Origin of the sequence: Secundilactobacillus hailunensis (assembly GCF_005405185.1) — a bacterium.
In the GTDB taxonomy this organism is placed as follows: domain Bacteria; phylum Bacillota; class Bacilli; order Lactobacillales; family Lactobacillaceae; genus Secundilactobacillus; species Secundilactobacillus hailunensis.
The window spans coordinates 15,149-31,147 of record NZ_BJDO01000012.1 but is presented as its reverse complement, the minus strand read 5'-3'; the positions used below and the strand labels follow the sequence as shown (position 1 = coordinate 31,147).

The following is a 15,999-nucleotide window of genomic DNA, read 5'->3' as shown; positions in this document are numbered from 1 at the left end:
TGTTCGGAAAGTGATGTGAACGAGTTGAATCCTTCAGAGTTACAAGCTTACCTTGCACAAAACAGTCAAGTTGAGGCACGCTTCATGGCCAAGGCACTACCTTATTTAAATGCTGAAAATCTCAAACGAGCCCCTGCCCGTCGATACAATGCAACGGTGGTACAGCGACAAGCCGATAAATTGTACGTGCAATTTGTCGAACAGGTCCATGGTAAAATTGCCCAGCAGCTACGTGGTGAGCAGAGCCAGCAAGCCTGGCTCCGACGCATTGAACAGAATAATTTACTGGAAGAGTTGGAAGACTCTATGGCGGAGTTAAATTTTGATTCAGAAGAATAACCTGCCGCTAGCGCTTAATAACTATTAATAGAATACCGTAAAACACCGGCTATCACGAGTGAAAAAGTTAATTTAAAGGAAACTCTTTTGGCATTAAAATTCGTATAGCAAAACAGACAGACTATCAATTATTCGATTGATAGTCTGTCTGTTTTTTCTATACTGAAGGAATTTCTCCACCAGCGTTAATTATTTAATTTCAGTTGCAACTGCCTGATTGACCGCCGATTTTTCAGCTTCAACCAAAGCTACCCGGCTCTCAACGATCTTAATATCCATCGTAATTTCCCGGGTTAACCCTGGCGTATTTACTTTCGGTTCAAAGAACGTCTTGAATTCTGACAGGCGTTTAGCCGTCTTGAAGACGCCGGTAATCACGGTAATGTAGGTTGCAAACTCCATGTCACCGCCAACTGTATCTTCCAGCCACTGCCAGTCGTTTCTAATCCAATCCCAAGCGGCTTGTTCGCCATGGGCATTTTCCAAAACGCCTCTGAACCAGCCACGCAGATCTTGCGGCTTGATCACATCCGCGTTTTCAAACTGGGCAATCAATTTTTGAATCAATGCGGCATCCGGCGTGCTGGTCAAGGCTGCTCGAATACTTGACTTATAGCTGGCATCGGATGTTTGGGTGTAGGTGGTTAACAATTGGTTGAACAATTTTTCACTGCCATAGTGCTTCACTTCATTGCTCAGCACCAGCCCGCGGATATCAGCTGACAACGTGGCTAATTTCGTCTGATTATCAGTAAAGATTTGGTGGGCAACCGCAACAGCGTCACGATTTTGTGCGTATAAAGCAGCACTCAAAACCGTTGGCCGCGCTAACTGATCATCATTTGATTCACCGGCCACCGGTAACCAGCCTAGCCGTTGAACCTGGGCATGACTCAATCGGTCAAATAACCGTTGCAGCGCTTTTTCTTCATCCGAATCAGGAATCACAAACTTCTTGAGGTTGTTGGCCATGACGTACAGTGCCGTGATGACCACGGTAGCCTTGCTGTCAGCAAACCGCTGCAGCAATGGCACGATGCTGGCATACGACATCTGCCGGCCCTCGGCTAAGAGACGCAGGTCTTGCAGCAACTGCAGCTGTGTAATAGCATCCAATTTATCAAGGTGTGCCAAAATATCGTCTAATAACGTGGCATCGTAGTGCACGATAAAGTGCGAGCTGTTGCCCACGTTGACCCGGAACGGTTCACCAAGCTGCTGGCGGACCTCACTGTATTTACCCAGTGACAGTTCATCATCTTTAAAGATGACCGGTGCCTGTTTGTCGTTACTGTTCAGCGGGATCTGCCATTGACGGCCAGTATCCTTGCCATCACCGATAAAGAACTGGTGCTGTCTGATCATCAACGCGCCGTTTTCAACCGAGGCATCAACGACGGGATAGCCGGGTTGTTCCAGCCAGGAGTTCATAATGGCACCAATGTCCAAGCCAGACGCCTCGCCTAACGCAGACCAGAGATCTGCACCGGTTGCATTACCGTACTGATGGGCTTCAAAGTATTTCTTCAAGCCCTTACGCAACGCATCGTCGCCAAGTAATGCGCGGACCATGACCAGCATCCGAGCACCCTTCGCGTAAACGATGGCACTGTCAAACAGCGCGTCAATTTCCGCTGGATCTTCAACGGACACGTGAACGGACTGAACCCCATCCGTGGCGTCCCGGTTCAGAGCCATTGGTACGTCAGAGGTCTGGAACATTTCCCAGATGTGCCAGTCAGGTTCAATGGCATCTACCGCAACGTATTCCATCATGTTGGCAAAGGATTCGTTGAGCCAGAGATCGTCCCACCACTTCATGGTAACCAGATCACCGAACCATTGGTGAGCCAGTTCGTGAGCAATGACGGTGGCCACTAACTGCTTCATTTCCAACGACGTATTATCTGGATCTAACAGTAAGTAAGCTTCGCGATAAGTGACCAGCCCCCAGTTTTCCATGGCACCAGCGGAGAAGTCTGGTAATGCCAGCTGCCATGAATGTGGTAATGGATACTTGGTTTGATAAAAGTCTTCGTAAAATTCAATTGACCGCTTGGCAATGTCCAAGGCAAAGTCCAGCTCGTTAGCTTTGTGCGCTTTGGTACCAAAGACGCCCACTGTAACGCCAGATTTAGTCTTAGTGATCTTAGACTGCAATTCACCAAAGGCAAAGGCAATCAGGTAAGTCGACATCTTCATGGTCGTGTCGAAGTAGTGCACACCGTTTTCCGTGCGCGCTTCAGGCATGTTGCTGATAATGGTTTCGCCCGGATGTTCATCAAACTTGATGGCGAGATCAAAGGTAGCTTTAGCCTCAGGCTCATCCACGCTAGGAAAAGCTTGACGGGCAAAGGTCGTCTCAAACTGCGTCCCGATGATCTGCTTCTTCTCACCGTTGACTTCGTAGTATGACGGGTAAATGCCCATCATGGAATCAGTCAATGGTGCGGTATAGGTAATCGTCAGTGTCGTTTGACCAGTCTTTTTCAAACTGATGCGAATCGCTTCGGCTGGTTGATCCATTGTAAAATCAACGGCCTGACCATCCGCTTCAACTGCAGTCACCTGCAGGAATTTTTGATTGAGTGAAATGTTCGTCTCCGTTGCATTCCCCGTAATCGTGGTTTTTCCGGAAATCAGTTTAGTTTCCCGGTTAATGTCGAGATATAAATCATAATGACTTGGTTGAAAGGTCTCATAAAAATGTTTAATTGCTGCCATATTGGCCTCCATTAATAATTTGATTACGTCCATTATACGACTTTCATTAAAAATCAGTTGCCAAGAAGGCTAAGATTTCGTTCAATTTACCACTGACTGCCGGACTATCAGCCTGTCCACGTTCACTAAATACAGCACAGCAATCATCAGCAGTGGTATAAAGACAATCAAGTCCACGGCCCAGTTACCGTTTCCCGTCATGGGCGTGGCAATTGACGGGTCAAAATCAATCAGCGAATGAATGAGGATTCCCACCCAGAGTCCATTTGTGGAAATGCGGATGGCTGAAAACATCATCCCAATAACGAACGCGTAAAAAACCTGCTGCAGCGTTGTCTGAAGCGATTGACCACCAACCAGGTTCATCAGGTGAAGCAGGCCAAACACGAGACTACTGGCAATTGCCGTCCACAATAATGGCTGTTTTCGAGCTTTAAAAATACCGAGAAAAAAGGAAAATAGTAATCCCCGGCAAAGAATCTCTTCATAAATGCCGGCTGAAAGTGCAATAAGCGCAATGTTAAAGAGTTGCAGCGGTTTGGGCGCTACCACGGACATTTCATAAAATTTGCCTAATAGGATGGTCGCAAAGAACAACATAATTAGCGCCAGCCAAGTCCTAATTGGCCGTTGATAGCCGATCCGCCCAGGTGTTGTGATCTTCCCCGTTTTAATAAAGAAAAACATGCACAGTGCTAACATGATAGCGAGCAGTAATCGGGCTGCAGCGTAAGGGAACGTGACAATTCCGTGGCTGGTCATGACCAGTAGGTGTTTTAAGCTATCCGAAACGCCAAAGAAAACCATCAGGCTCCCTATAGCAGCACCCAGCTGCCAACGTTGATCACCAACGATTTTTAAATGATACATATCTGCCTCCGAGTAAAATGAATTACTCTTAAAATACCACAGACAGTTGATCAATCAAAATTGTGCGCCATGATTACTAGCGAATCGTATTGATTCCCATTAAAACCATTAATAGAGCCATAATCACTTGAACAATATTTGAATGTGAGGATTTGGAAATTTTTTTCACTAGAAGTGGCGCAATCAGCGCACCCACGGCCGCACCAATCATTAATGGCAGCCCTAACTGCCAGTCAACTTGACCGCCAGTCATGTGCATTAAAGCCCCAATAATACTTAAACCCACTAACACATAAGACGAAGTAGCAACGGCTTGAAACGTATTTAAGCCAAGAATCAATAACCCAGCTAAAATGGGACCGCCACCACTCATACCGGCAATACCGACCATCAAACCGCTTAAGACACCATACAGCGAAGCCATCCAAAGCGTATGATTTTTATTTGACGATCTGTTGCCCTTCCTAATAACGATTCGAAGTCCCATGATGATTAAAATCAGTCCTAGGACCCAACGGTAAATGAGCGAGGGAATATAGGGCGCCAGTAACGCACCAATGACCACTGCTGGTACCGCTGAAAATAACATTTGATTACCCAAACGGAAATTAATTTGTTTTTGACGGTAATAGCCCCAGGACCCAATAATTACTGAGGGCAATGAGGTCACCAGTGATGTCGCAGCAGCTGAAAGCGGTGAAATTTTAAAAACGGAAGCTAATAATCCTAGGTAAATCGCGCCGCCACCGCCACCTAAAGAAATCACGATGATCCCCACGATTAGACCCACGAACAATAACACAATGGTATTCACAATAACGTCTTCTTTCATGACTTAACTCGGTTTTACTTTACATCTTGTAATTATAAATTACTTTATGTAAAATTAAAAGAGAGGGAGGGATCTTTTTGACAAGCCGAATTTTGAATCAGCAAAAAATTATTCAAACTGCCATAAATTTGATTGAGACCCAAAAACCGCTAACCTTTTCTAATATTAGCCGTAAATTGGGGACACATTCTCAGGCACTCTACAATTATTTTCCTGATGTGACGGCGTTGAAAGCATCTATCGATGAAGCTTATAATGCCGGTTTAATGACCGAATTACAGCAACAGTTATTAGGTTTATCTGGTGAAAAAGCAGTTCTGAAGTTTGCCAACGTATGCCGACAGTACGCCTTGACCCGATTCAAACTGACCCAGTTTGTGCTGGCCATCCCCCGTGAACTATTAAACGATGATCCGGCTCAAACACCGCATACTCAAGCGTTAAAGAAAATTCTCTACCAGCTGTTGCTAACGATGGACATGGACGATCATGTTCGCCTCAATGCAACCCGAATGATTCGCAACTTGATTATCGGCGAAGTGGTTAACGTTGGCCGTGGCTGGTTTAAAACCGAAACCGTCAAGGAAACTGATAGTTTTAATCAAATGCTATTAATCGCGCTGCATCATTTAAACGAGCTATAAACACACGAAAAGTCCTGAATGACCGAAATCATTCAGGACTTTTAAACCTAGCATTTTAGTTATTGTATAACTGATTGACCTTGTTGGTTGTGGTCTTACCATAAACAATGGTTTGGACGTTTTTAGTGATTCTAGCAATCTTTGGAAACCCGCTGAAGCCAGATTGTCCGTGGCCATGAGTCATCACCGCAATCGCGTACCGCTGCCCGTTTGGTAAGGTCACGATTCCAGCATCGTTGTTGTACGACCAGAGCCAGCCGACCTTATCCGCAGTCGCTGCGCCGGCCATTGCTTGAACAGATCCTGCTGGAATGCCCGTTCGATAGACCTGCTTGTTCATCAAAGTAAGTACCTGACTACGATTAGATGCGTTATCAAACGGATAGCGTCCCTGATCTAACTTACGCATGACGGATACCAATGTTGCCGAAGTCGTCCGCGCTGCCCGATTAGACGCAAACGGGTGTGAATACCAGCCCTGCTTTTTAACGAAACTATTCATATTACTTAAGCCATAAGAGCTTAGATAGCTTTCAGCAAAACCATTTTGACTGTGTAAGATCATTTCCTTAAACCCTGACGATTTCAAAACACTTTTATTCAAAGTACCAGCATCGATGCGGGCTAAAATATTGGTCACAATAAACATTTTATAAGTGCTGGCTGATGTGTAAGCCTTGTGTGCGTTGGGACTCTCAACGGCCAACTGGCCTGCCCTGTAAAACCCAGCCGTATTGCTGGAGCCTGCTGGGGTAGTTGACTGAGCCCCAAGATTGTAAAATGACACACTGACTGTCCCATCTTTAGTGACCGAGTTAATATACGTCTGCAGCTGCTGTTTGACCGCGCTCTGCTGGCCACTGATTGCCTGTTGGGTCGGCGCAGCGTGTACGGAAGTGTTGACAAAACTAATTCCCAGAAGAACCGCCATGATCGTTATTAGAAAAATTATCGGCAACAAATACTTTTTTGAAGACTTATCGTATCGTGCCATTCTAGTTTGTCCATTCATCGCTGATCATTCCTTTCAGCCTATTTTACTGCTATTATACACTTCTAAAGCCCAGTTAATAACTGTTTGAGCATTAAAAACAGCCTAACCGTACGTTAAGATGACAACGATCAGACTGTTTTCAATTAGAGATGTAAGTTAGTCACATACCAACCTTATTAACATTCAAAATAGGCATATCTCAGGCCTGCTTCTTAGTACTAAATAGCCTTAATTAAATGTGGCCTGCTTGAGCAATTTAACAAACAATTCACCGGCTTTGCTTAGGTAGCGATACGCATAAACTGCTGTCAACTGATGCGTGGTCATCGTGGTCGGAATAGTGACCAGTTGACCAGCAATCAGCGCATCTTGGACACAAAACGTGGGTAAAAAAGCCACCCCTAACCCCGAAATGGCGGAATTTCGAATTGCTTCAATACTCCAAAGTTCCATATTTGGTCGTAGGCGAATATGCTTTTCAGCCAGATACTCATCAAATAGCTCCAAATAACGCGCGTGGGGATCATTCATCAATGCACAGACTGACTTATCTTGATCCGGTGTGATGAAATCTTCCCTAGCTAGTTCGGGCGCAGCAACTAACACCAACGGGAAGTCTTTCAGCTTCTTGGTATGAATCGTTGGCGGATATAACCGGACATCATAATGCACTGCAATATCGACTTTCCCATCCAGCATTTGTGCGTAAATGTCATAGCAGTTAAGTACCCGAATCACCAATTCAACATTGGGCGCCTGTTTTTTAAATTGTTTGAGGACACCCTGCATTTCATAGGTTAACAAAGTTTCTGGTACTGCAACAACGAGTCTTCCCACTAAGCCATCCCTATGATCAGCAAAGTGATTCAGGCTCGCTGCATCAGCCAGCAATCGATTGATCAGCGGCATTGCGGCTTTACCCGTACTCGTAAAGACCATTTGCCGACCAATTTTGGTGAAAAGTTTAAACCCTAACTGTGCTTCTGCTTGCTGGACGTGAAAAGTCACGGTGGATGGTGCGTAGTTGAGTAACGCAGCAGCCTTTTGAAAACTGCCTACCGCAGCAATCGTTTGAATGGTTTTAAGATATTTAAGTTCCAATTAGTTTGCCCCCTTTAATTCGTTAGCGTCTATAATTCAATATTATTGAAGCAATGGTTTGAATATTTCAACTATACCAAATGAATATCTGCTTATATACTATCAGATATTAGAGAATTTCAGGAGGCAATTATGAAAATCACAACTTTTAAATCACAACCAACCGTCATTGCCGAGCTAGTCGACTTGATCCTGTACTGTCAAAATACCGAAGCTAAATTAGGTATCACCATGGCTGAACAACCCGATGTGTTCGCCATTGCTGACTATTATCAAGCCCCCGGTGGCCAATTCTGGATAGCTTTTGATGATGGTCACGTTGCCGGCTGTATTGGCCTCTTACGGGTTTCAGCAACCACTGCAGTATTGAAAAAGTTCTTCGTTTATCCGCAGTTTCGAGGACAGCCAATTCGTTTGGGATGGCAGCTTTATCAAAAACTACTCACTCAAGCAAAAAAGCTTGGCTTTCAGCGCCTCATTTTGGATACCCCAGAAGCGGAACACCGCTCGCATCGTTTCTACGAACGCCAGGGCTTTAAACAGTGTTCTTATCAGGATCTGGGCGTCGACTACACCTTTCCAGACCGAAACAGCCGGTTTTATACGCTACAGCTTTAACTTCGCTTCAGTCGTTTAACGACACAAAATGGCCACTCACCAGACAGCCCTAACTGTCTAATGAGTGGTCACTTTGATTAAATTTAAATCAGATACACCTATCAGCGAACAAATGAAATAAGCTAAAATGCACCCTTTAAATTTCTATTATTGATCCAAATACTCCTTGGTAGAAGCAATGATCTCTTGCAGACCTTTCTTAGCATCTGAGAAGAACATGCTGGTCTTATCATCAGAGAACAGTGGGTTTTGAATACCAGCATAACCAGTACTCATAGAACGCTTGATGACAACGACCGACTTCGACTTATCAACATCCAAGATAGGCATCCCAGAAATAGCAGTATTTGGTTTACGTGCTTCTGGGTTGGTAACATCGTTGGCACCAATGACCAATGAGACATCGGTATTTTCAAACATGGAGTTAGCATCTTCCAATTGTTTCATTTGATCATATGGAACGTTAACTTCAGCTAACAGCACGTTCATGTGACCAGGCATCCGTCCAGCAACTGGGTGAATAGCATAGTTAACATGAATCCCATTATCCGTCAATAACTTAGCTAATTCAGCAACTTCATGTTGTGCTTGAGCAGCAGCCAAACCATAACCAGGAACGATCATAACGTTCTGGGCATAAGCCAGTTGAACCCCAATATCATCAGCAGAAGTTTCCTTAACGTTAACTGGGACGTCATCAGCGGAAGAAGTACCACCAGAATCACCAGTACCGAAACCACCGGCAATGATGTTAGCAACTGACCGGTTCATGGCAGCAGCCATTTGTAAGGTCAAAATGGTACCAGCAGCACCAACTAAGGCACCGGCAATGATCAAGACTTGGTTATTGATAACGAAACCAGCCATGGCAACGGCTAAACCAGTGAAGGCGTTTAACAGTGAAACCACAACGGGCATATCGGCACCACCAATAGGGATGGTCATTAAGATACCAAAGACTAAACTGGCAACAATCGCGGTAACTAAGGTCCAAACACTAGTTGGGAAGCCAACCGTCATAACGATAGCAGCAATGATAATCAAAACCACGATACCGTTTAACACCTTAGCGCCTGGGAAAGTAATTGGCTTACCAGAAACTTTACCAGCCAATTTACCAGTGGCAATTAATGAACCAGAGAAGGTAATACTACCAATGATCAGGTCCAAGATAACGGGTAGTGAAAAGGCAACGGATAACGAACTGCCATTTGCCTTACTCAAATAATCAAAGGTCCCAATAGCAGCAGCGGCACCACCACCAACGGCGTTGAAGAGACTAACCAGTTGTGGCATATCGGTCATTTTAACGGTACGAGCTCTGTAAACCCCGTAGCCGACACCAAGTACCAAGGCAACCAGCAAGACCCACCATGCTGTCATACTGGTATCGTTCTTTTCCAATACGATCAAGAAAGTCATGATGACGGCAATGATCATACCGACAAATGATAATCGGTTACCATTACGGGCCGTCTTAGGCGTCCGCATCATGTGCAGACCCATGACGTAGCAGATCGCACTGATCAAATAACATAGGGAAACAAGTGTCATTAACCCTGACATTACTTGTCGCCTCCTTTGTTACCTTTGTCCTTAGGCTTCGAGAACATTTCAAGCATCCGGTCAGTAACCACGTAACCACCGGAAACGTTGATTGCACCAAGCAGTGCGGCAATAAATGCAATGGTGTAGAACAGTGGTGTTTTGGCTTCTAGTGCAACCAAAATAGCACCGACAACAACCACCCCATGAATCGCGTTGGCACCAGACATCATTGGTGTGTGCAGCGTTGCTGGAATTTTACTGATAACTTCAAAACCAACTAATAAACTTAATACAAAAATGGCAAGATTCGTATATAATTCCTGACTCATTCTACTCAGCTCCCTTCGACTTGGCTGGTTGATCAGCTTTTTCGTCGGTTTCGTCCTTAGCTGGTTCATCCTTTGGCAATGGAGCGAGCTTAAGGGCTTCGCGCAAGCGTGCATTAATAATTTCACCATTCGTCGTTGCAGTCAAACCGCTAAAGACATCATCTTTAGGATCAATGTTGAGGTTACCATCTTTATCAACCATGGCATTGATCACTGCTTGAACGTTCTTGGCATATAATTGTGAAGCTGAGTTTGATAATTCACTGGCAAGGTTATTACCACCAACGACCGTTACTTGGTTATCAGTGACAACCGTTTCATCTGGTTTACTGCCAGCAACGTTACCACCAAGATCACTGGCGGCTAAATCAATGAAGACCGTCCCAGGCTTAGCGTTATCAACACTAGCTTGCGGTACCATCAACGGTGGCTTGTGACCAGGTACTTGGGCCGTGGTAATGATGATATCATTATCGGCGATGAACCCAGCTAATTCCTTTTGCTGTGCAGCTGTTTCTTCTGGAGTCAACGCCCGAGCGTAACCACCGGAACCAGCACCGTTAGAAACTGAACTGGTCAAGAAGTTCGCACCCAAGGATTCAACTTCACCCTTAGAAGCTGGCCGAACATCGTAACCGGAAATAATGGCACCCAGTCGCTTAGCAGTCCCAATGGCTTGCAAACCGGCAACCCCGGTCCCAAGGACTAAGACTTTAGCTGGCTTAACGGTACCAGCAGCAGTGATCATCATTGGGAAATACTTAGAATAAGTATCACTGGCAACCAAGGCTGCTTTATACCCGGCAACACTGGATTGAGAACTTAAAACATCCATCGTTTGTGCCCGGCTGATCGTCCGTGGCAATAGTTCAAACGATAATGCACTGACTTTCTGATCAGCCAATTGCTGCATCTTTTCAGGCTTGATCAAAGAACTCAATAGCCCTAAAATAACTTGGCCAGACTTCAAAGCCTTCAGTGTTTCATCACTGGGCAGGTTGATCACTGCAACGATATTAGCTTGAGACAGCGCAGTCTTTCGATCGACTACTTCTGCGCCAGCCTTTTTATAGCTGTCATCGTTGTAATAAGAAGCAACCCCTGCTCCCTTCTCGATCAAGACTTTCATGCCGGACTTAATTAGCCGTTTGGCAACGTCTGGATCGATGGCAACCCGTTTTTCATGGGGCTGCTCTTCCTTTAAAGCAGAAACCACAATACTCATCAAAATTACCTCCACTCCATAATTTGAAGTATTTTCTGAAAACTTAATTTCAAGCAGCCACTCACCCTCATTGAACAGCGGTTACCCAGTGAAAGCCTTGGACTGAGATTGAAACTAAGGTAGCACCCCTTACAATTATCACTGTAAGTTTCATCACAAAGTGCGATAATTTACATTTATAATTGTAAACGGTACCACTTACAGCTTAACAGAAAAGGTACCTAGAGACAAATCACCCCTAGATACCTTTCGACGTTAATTCACTTGATTTAATTTATGCTTTGGTGTTCTCTGGGTGACCCTGTAAGTAAATAACATGAGTGTTCAGGAATTCATCAATACCGTGACGACCATCGTCACCACCGATACCTGATTCCTTCCAGCCAGAGTGAGAACCGTTCATAGCTTCGAAGTTAAACCGGTTGATGTAAGTTTCACCATCTTCCAATTCGTTGGCAGCGCGTTGTGCGTTATCAATGTCCTTGGTGAAGATTGATGAAGTCAAACCGAAGTCACTGTCGTTAGACATTTCGATAGCTTCATCTAATGTCTTGAAGGTAACAACTGGCAGAACTGGGCCAAAGATTTCGTCTTGGATAATTTCGGAATCCTGCTTAACGTTGGTAATGACTGTTGGTTCGTAGTAGAAACCATTTTCGATTTGAACTTTGTGACCACCAGCGGTAATCTTGCCACCGGCCTTAACAGCACGGTCAACCATACCAGATACCTTGTCCAAAGCAGCTTGGTTGATCAGAGGGCCAATGCCGGAGTCTTTGTCAGTGATTGGGTTAGCAACCTTGATAGCAGACATCTTAGCACTGAGCTTCTTGACGAATTCATCAGCAACATCTTCTTGAACGTAGATCCGTTCACAGTTGTTGCAAAGTTGACCATTGTTGTCGACACGTGAATCAATGATTGATTGAACGGCCAAATCAATGTCAGCATCCTTGCAAACAATAGCAGGTGCTTTACCACCGAGTTCCAATGAAACTTTTGCCATGTGAGTAGCTGCTGAAGACATAACTTGCTTGCCTGAACCAACAGAACCAGTCAAACTAATAATGCCAATCTTCTTGTTCTTTGATAATTCGTCACCAACAACCGAACCTGGTCCAGTAACGAAGTTAACAACACCCTTTGGAATACCAACTTTGTCAACAATCTTGGCAAATTCGAGGGCTAAGTTTGGTGTATCTGAACTTGGCTTCATAACGATAGTGTTACCAGTTACCAAAGCCGGACCCATTTTACGAGCAATCAGGAAGAATGGGAAGTTCCATGGGAGAATCCCAGCTGCAACACCGATTGGTTGCTTCGTAATCATAATGTTTTCATTAGCGTTGTCGGATTGAAGAATTTCGCCTTCATAAGTCCGAGAAGCTGATGCCATGTAATCAAAGTAGTCAGCTGAGAAGGTAATTTCAGTCGTTGCTAATGAACGAATCTTACCTTGTTCTTCTTGGAGCATATCGATCAAATGATCTTGGTCCTTACGAATTTCGCTAGCTACATCATGTAAGTACTGGCCACGGGTTGCAGCTGGTACAAATTTCCATGTTTTTTCAGCTTCATAAGCATCATCAATGGCTTCTTGAGTTTCTTCACGGGTTGCGCTAGGAACTGTCGAAATCTTCTCACCAGTTGATGGGTTGATAACAGTCAGCAGTTTACCTGACTTGGAATCTTTGAATTCACCGTTGACATACATTTTAAAATGTTTTAGTTCTGACACGGTAATTGCTTCCTTTCAAATTAAACTTAATTTCTACTATATTAATTAACTATTACTTGCCTGGTACGTAATCTGGATCAATGACCAAAACAGGCTTGATCGTCTTACCACTACCAGAATCAGCATTAGCTTCATTGATTTGATCGAACTTGTAGAACTTTTCGGTCTTGTCAAAGTCGAACATTCCTTCTTGATAGAACTTAATCAAACGAGGAACATCGATCTGTGGTACAGAATCGCCCATGTTGACACCGATTACTGAACGGTCGCTAGTGCAAAGATCGTTCCAAGTATCCAGATCAATATGGTTAGGAGTAACGGCGATGCAAGCTGAAGTGCCGCCTTGTGCTAAGGCTTGGATAGAATCTTCCATGACCTTCTTAACACCAGTAGTATCAACAGCAAAGTCAACACCATGACCATCAGTTAATGACTTGATCTTTTCAACAGCATCTTCACTCTTGCTGTTGATAACATCAGTAGCGCCTAATTCCTTAGCAAGCTTCAGACGTGAGTCAACAACATCAACCGCGATAACGGTGACACAACCAGAAATCTTACCAGCCATCATAGCTGCAAGACCAACGGCACCAGTACCGAAGACGGCAATGGTTTGACCTGGACGTGGCTTCAAAGTGTTGAAGACAGTACCACTACCTGTAACGTAGCCACAGCCCAGAGGTCCTAACTTACGTAAGTCAAGGCTCTTGTCAACTTTAACGGCGTTACGTTCACGAACAACAGTAGTTGTAGTGAATGATGATTGGTCAAACATATCAGCAACATCTTTACCGTTTTCAGTAAAGTGAGCACTGCCATCTGGACGAACTCCTGATAAGTTATTAGCTGCGTAGTTCAAGCATTGTGTTGGGACACCTTTCAAACAGTTTACACAGTTTCCACAACCATAGAATGAAAGTACAACGTGATCACCGACTTTGAAGTTTTTAACTTCTGGGCCGATCTTTTCAACGATTCCTGAGCCTTCATGACCGAGGATAATTGGATAACCAATTTCGGCGTCACCTTTACGTAAGGCTTCATCAGAATGACAAATCCCTGTAGCTACCATGTGAATCTGCAAGTCATCTGCTTGCATTGGTGCTAATTCGACGTCATCGCGCATTTCAAATGAAGCACCCTTTTTATCAACAACTGCTGCTTTGATACGCATAACTCCATCATCTCCAAATGATTAATTTAAACAAATTAAACAAAATAATTAGATGAAAGTTGAGATGAAAATCAATTTACAAATTATCCTGAAAGCACTAACCATAATTAAAAAATTATAGTTATATTTGTATTTAGGGATTGCTTGTGAATTGCTTCTCATTTGCTTACACCTCTGTTATAGCTCTTTTCCAGCAAAAAATAAAGCGTTTACAGAAATTAATTTAATTAAATTTTTCTTAGAAAAATTTAAGGCTTGCTATTTTTATCACATAGTAAACCATTTTTGAAAATGAACCGGTTTTTCTGGATTTATATTTATTTTAATCTTAAAAATGGCCTGCTTATTAGTTAAAGACTAACTTTTAAGCAGACCGTTTTCATTTTTTTATTATTTTAAGAATACCTTTTTACCAGTTTTCAATGATCTTCCCTTTAGGCCCAAAATCGCGATAATACAGGGCGATACCGATAACTGCTGTGATCACATCCGCAACCGGCTGCGAGACGATCACGCCTTGATAACCCATAGTAGCTGCCATGATGAAGATCACTGCTGCAAAGACCACGCCTTGCCGCGAAATCGACATGATGAAAGCTTCTAGTGGCTGGTTGACTGACTGAAACATGGTCGTGAAAACCATCACTGCGCCAATAAACGGCGTGGTAATTAAGAACCAGCGCAACATATAACTGGCTGACGAAACCACGCTTTGGTTCTTCATGAATAAACTGCATAGACCAGGTGCGATTGCCATCAATCCCAACGCAATGATAAAGGCAAAAACAACGTTCACTAGCAGGTCAAACTGAATGATCTTCTTTAAACGCTGCCGATTTCTAGCGCCATAGTTATACCCGATCAATGCCTGAGACCCAAAACAAAAGCCAACCAGTACCATGATCACGATTGTTTCAACCTTGATTGCAATCCCGAAGCCTGCAACTTTGTTCGCCCCGTACACGATCAAAAAGTTATTCATCAACGCTGTCCCCAGCATGGTCATAAAGTTAGTCATGGAGGCTGGTAGACCAATCATCAAAACATCCTTGATTTCAGCTAACGGAATGCGCATTTGGCGAATATAAACGTGCAGATACCGTGCTCGCTTAACGGTGTAACCAATCAGGATCGTATCAGTGACAATGTAACCGACAACAGTGGCCAAAGCGGCTCCAGCAGCCCCTAAGTGAAAGCCAAAAATAAACAGCGGGTCTAAGAAGATCTTCAAGACCGTACCAGTTGCCGTCCCAATCATTGATTGCGTGGCTAAGCCTTCCGTCCGCAAAGTATTAATAGGTACCAATGAAATAATAATTAAAATACTAGCAACCGCCATAATTTCATAGAAAATGTTGGCATATTGATACGTGCTGGGTGTCACCCCTAATAAACCCAAACCCTGTTTTTTAAATACAAACAGGCAGATCATGACAATGATTCCCAGCAACAGCGCGCCATAGAAACAAAAACTGTTGACGCGACCGGCCAACTGGTATTTCTTCTTCCCTAATAACCGCGAAATAGCGGAACTGCCGCCTAATCCAAACATGTCACCTAGAGCGATCATCATGGAAAATAACGGCGTGCAAAGCGTAATACCGGCAACCAAATTGGCATTTTGCGTCTGCGCAATAAAAAAGGTATCCGTTAAGTTATAAATCATGGAAATAACCGTCCCAAAAACGACTGGCAGCGCTAGTGTAAAGTACGCTTTGGGTATTGGTGCCTTTTCAAACAGCTCAACGATCCTATCATCCCCCTAAAAATGTTCATAGGGATTATGATATCACAAGATGAACGCTGTATAACCGGTAAATTTAATGGTTTAACTTCATTCAGACATCAGACACAGTTACCGGG

14 protein-coding genes are annotated in these 15,999 nt (G+C 44.0%); 3 read left to right on the top strand and 11 right to left on the bottom strand.

The genetic code is table 11. The annotated features are described in order from the left end of the window. Nucleotides 1-84 precede the first annotated feature (84 nt). Nucleotides 85-339, top strand: a complete 255-nt coding sequence (locus FFM73_RS04930; RefSeq protein ID WP_137630677.1) for a hypothetical protein — start codon at nt 85-87, stop codon at nt 337-339. Nucleotides 340-528: 189 nt separating this feature from the next. On the opposite strand, the gene FFM73_RS04925 is transcribed toward FFM73_RS04930, so the two are convergent. The 3 genes from FFM73_RS04925 to FFM73_RS04915 form a co-directional block, all read right to left on the bottom strand. Further along, nucleotides 529-3,063, bottom strand: coding sequence for a M1 family metallopeptidase (locus tag FFM73_RS04925; protein ID WP_137630676.1), 2,535 nt, complete (start codon nt 3,061-3,063; stop codon nt 529-531). Between the two features lie 81 nt (nt 3,064-3,144). After that, entirely contained in the window at nt 3,145-3,933 is a 789-nt protein-coding gene (locus tag FFM73_RS04920; protein WP_137630675.1) for a CPBP family intramembrane glutamic endopeptidase, read from the bottom strand. Nucleotides 3,934-4,009: 76 nt separating this feature from the next. After that, nucleotides 4,010-4,765 carry a sulfite exporter TauE/SafE family protein gene (locus FFM73_RS04915; protein WP_235874457.1) on the bottom strand — a complete coding sequence of 252 codons (756 nt, stop codon included), beginning with the start codon at nt 4,763-4,765 and terminating at the stop codon, nt 4,010-4,012. Between the two features lie 77 nt (nt 4,766-4,842). Here FFM73_RS04915 and FFM73_RS04910 point away from each other — a divergent pair, with 77 nt between their 5' ends. Further along, nucleotides 4,843-5,409, top strand: coding sequence for a TetR/AcrR family transcriptional regulator (locus FFM73_RS04910; RefSeq protein WP_137630674.1), 567 nt, complete (start codon nt 4,843-4,845; stop codon nt 5,407-5,409). A 55-nt stretch (nt 5,410-5,464) separates the two neighbouring features. On the opposite strand, the gene FFM73_RS04905 is transcribed toward FFM73_RS04910, so the two are convergent. Both FFM73_RS04905 and FFM73_RS04900 read right to left on the bottom strand, forming a co-directional pair. After that, complete coding sequence (locus FFM73_RS04905) at nt 5,465-6,403, bottom strand: serine hydrolase (RefSeq protein ID WP_171001210.1); 939 nt, start codon at nt 6,401-6,403, stop codon at nt 5,465-5,467. A 228-nt stretch (nt 6,404-6,631) separates the two neighbouring features. Continuing rightward, a complete protein-coding gene (locus FFM73_RS04900) occupies nt 6,632-7,504 on the bottom strand; it encodes a LysR family transcriptional regulator (RefSeq protein ID WP_137630672.1) in 873 nt (290 codons plus the stop codon). Nucleotides 7,505-7,636: 132 nt separating this feature from the next. Here FFM73_RS04900 and FFM73_RS04895 point away from each other — a divergent pair, with 132 nt between their 5' ends. Continuing rightward, entirely contained in the window at nt 7,637-8,122 is a 486-nt protein-coding gene (locus FFM73_RS04895) for a GNAT family N-acetyltransferase (protein WP_137630671.1), read from the top strand. A 147-nt stretch (nt 8,123-8,269) separates the two neighbouring features. Here the strand turns inward: FFM73_RS04895 and FFM73_RS04890 are convergent, their stop codons facing one another. The 6 genes from FFM73_RS04890 to FFM73_RS04865 all read right to left on the bottom strand — a co-directional run bounded on the left by FFM73_RS04890 (nt 8,270) and on the right by FFM73_RS04865 (nt 15,832). Beyond that, nucleotides 8,270-9,688 (bottom strand): NAD(P)(+) transhydrogenase (Re/Si-specific) subunit beta, encoded by a 1,419-nt coding sequence (locus tag FFM73_RS04890; protein WP_137630670.1) that lies wholly within the window; start codon nt 9,686-9,688, stop codon nt 8,270-8,272. Next, entirely contained in the window at nt 9,688-9,999 is a 312-nt protein-coding gene (locus FFM73_RS04885; RefSeq protein ID WP_137630669.1) for an NAD(P) transhydrogenase subunit alpha part 2, read from the bottom strand. The genes FFM73_RS04890 and FFM73_RS04885 overlap by 1 nt, the downstream gene beginning before the upstream one ends. A gap of 1 nt (nt 10,000) precedes the next feature. Continuing rightward, on the bottom strand, nt 10,001-11,224 hold the full coding sequence (locus FFM73_RS04880) for an NAD(P) transhydrogenase subunit alpha (RefSeq protein ID WP_137630668.1): 1,224 nt from the start codon (nt 11,222-11,224) through the stop codon (nt 10,001-10,003). Nucleotides 11,225-11,498: 274 nt separating this feature from the next. Then, nucleotides 11,499-12,962, bottom strand: coding sequence for an aldehyde dehydrogenase (gene aldA / locus FFM73_RS04875; protein WP_137630667.1), 1,464 nt, complete (start codon nt 12,960-12,962; stop codon nt 11,499-11,501). A gap of 52 nt (nt 12,963-13,014) precedes the next feature. Then, complete coding sequence (locus tag FFM73_RS04870) at nt 13,015-14,136, bottom strand: NAD(P)-dependent alcohol dehydrogenase (protein WP_137630666.1); 1,122 nt, start codon at nt 14,134-14,136, stop codon at nt 13,015-13,017. Between the two features lie 409 nt (nt 14,137-14,545). Beyond that, on the bottom strand, nt 14,546-15,832 hold the full coding sequence (locus FFM73_RS04865) for an MATE family efflux transporter (protein WP_444544406.1): 1,287 nt from the start codon (nt 15,830-15,832) through the stop codon (nt 14,546-14,548). Nucleotides 15,833-15,999 lie beyond the last annotated feature (167 nt).

Bases quoted from the DNA above. Each gene is read 5' to 3' on its own strand.
- FFM73_RS04915 (WP_235874457.1), bottom strand. From the start codon at position 4,765: ATGAAAGAAGACGTTATTGTGAATACCATTGTGTTATTGTTCGTGGGT.
- FFM73_RS04905 (WP_171001210.1), bottom strand. From the start codon at position 6,403: ATGGCACGATACGATAAGTCTTCAAAAAAGTATTTGTTGCCGATAATT.
- FFM73_RS04885 (WP_137630669.1), bottom strand. From the start codon at position 9,999: ATGAGTCAGGAATTATATACGAATCTTGCCATTTTTGTATTAAGTTTA.
- FFM73_RS04890 (WP_137630670.1), bottom strand. From the start codon at position 9,688: ATGTCAGGGTTAATGACACTTGTTTCCCTATGTTATTTGATCAGTGCG.
- FFM73_RS04880 (WP_137630668.1), bottom strand. From the start codon at position 11,224: ATGAGTATTGTGGTTTCTGCTTTAAAGGAAGAGCAGCCCCATGAAAAA.
- FFM73_RS04930 (WP_137630677.1), top strand. From the start codon at position 85: ATGGCCAAGGCACTACCTTATTTAAATGCTGAAAATCTCAAACGAGCC.
- FFM73_RS04895 (WP_137630671.1), top strand. From the start codon at position 7,637: ATGAAAATCACAACTTTTAAATCACAACCAACCGTCATTGCCGAGCTA.
- FFM73_RS04920 (WP_137630675.1), bottom strand. From the start codon at position 3,933: ATGTATCATTTAAAAATCGTTGGTGATCAACGTTGGCAGCTGGGTGCT.
- FFM73_RS04870 (WP_137630666.1), bottom strand. From the start codon at position 14,136: ATGCGTATCAAAGCAGCAGTTGTTGATAAAAAGGGTGCTTCATTTGAA.
- FFM73_RS04925 (WP_137630676.1), bottom strand. From the start codon at position 3,063: ATGGCAGCAATTAAACATTTTTATGAGACCTTTCAACCAAGTCATTAT.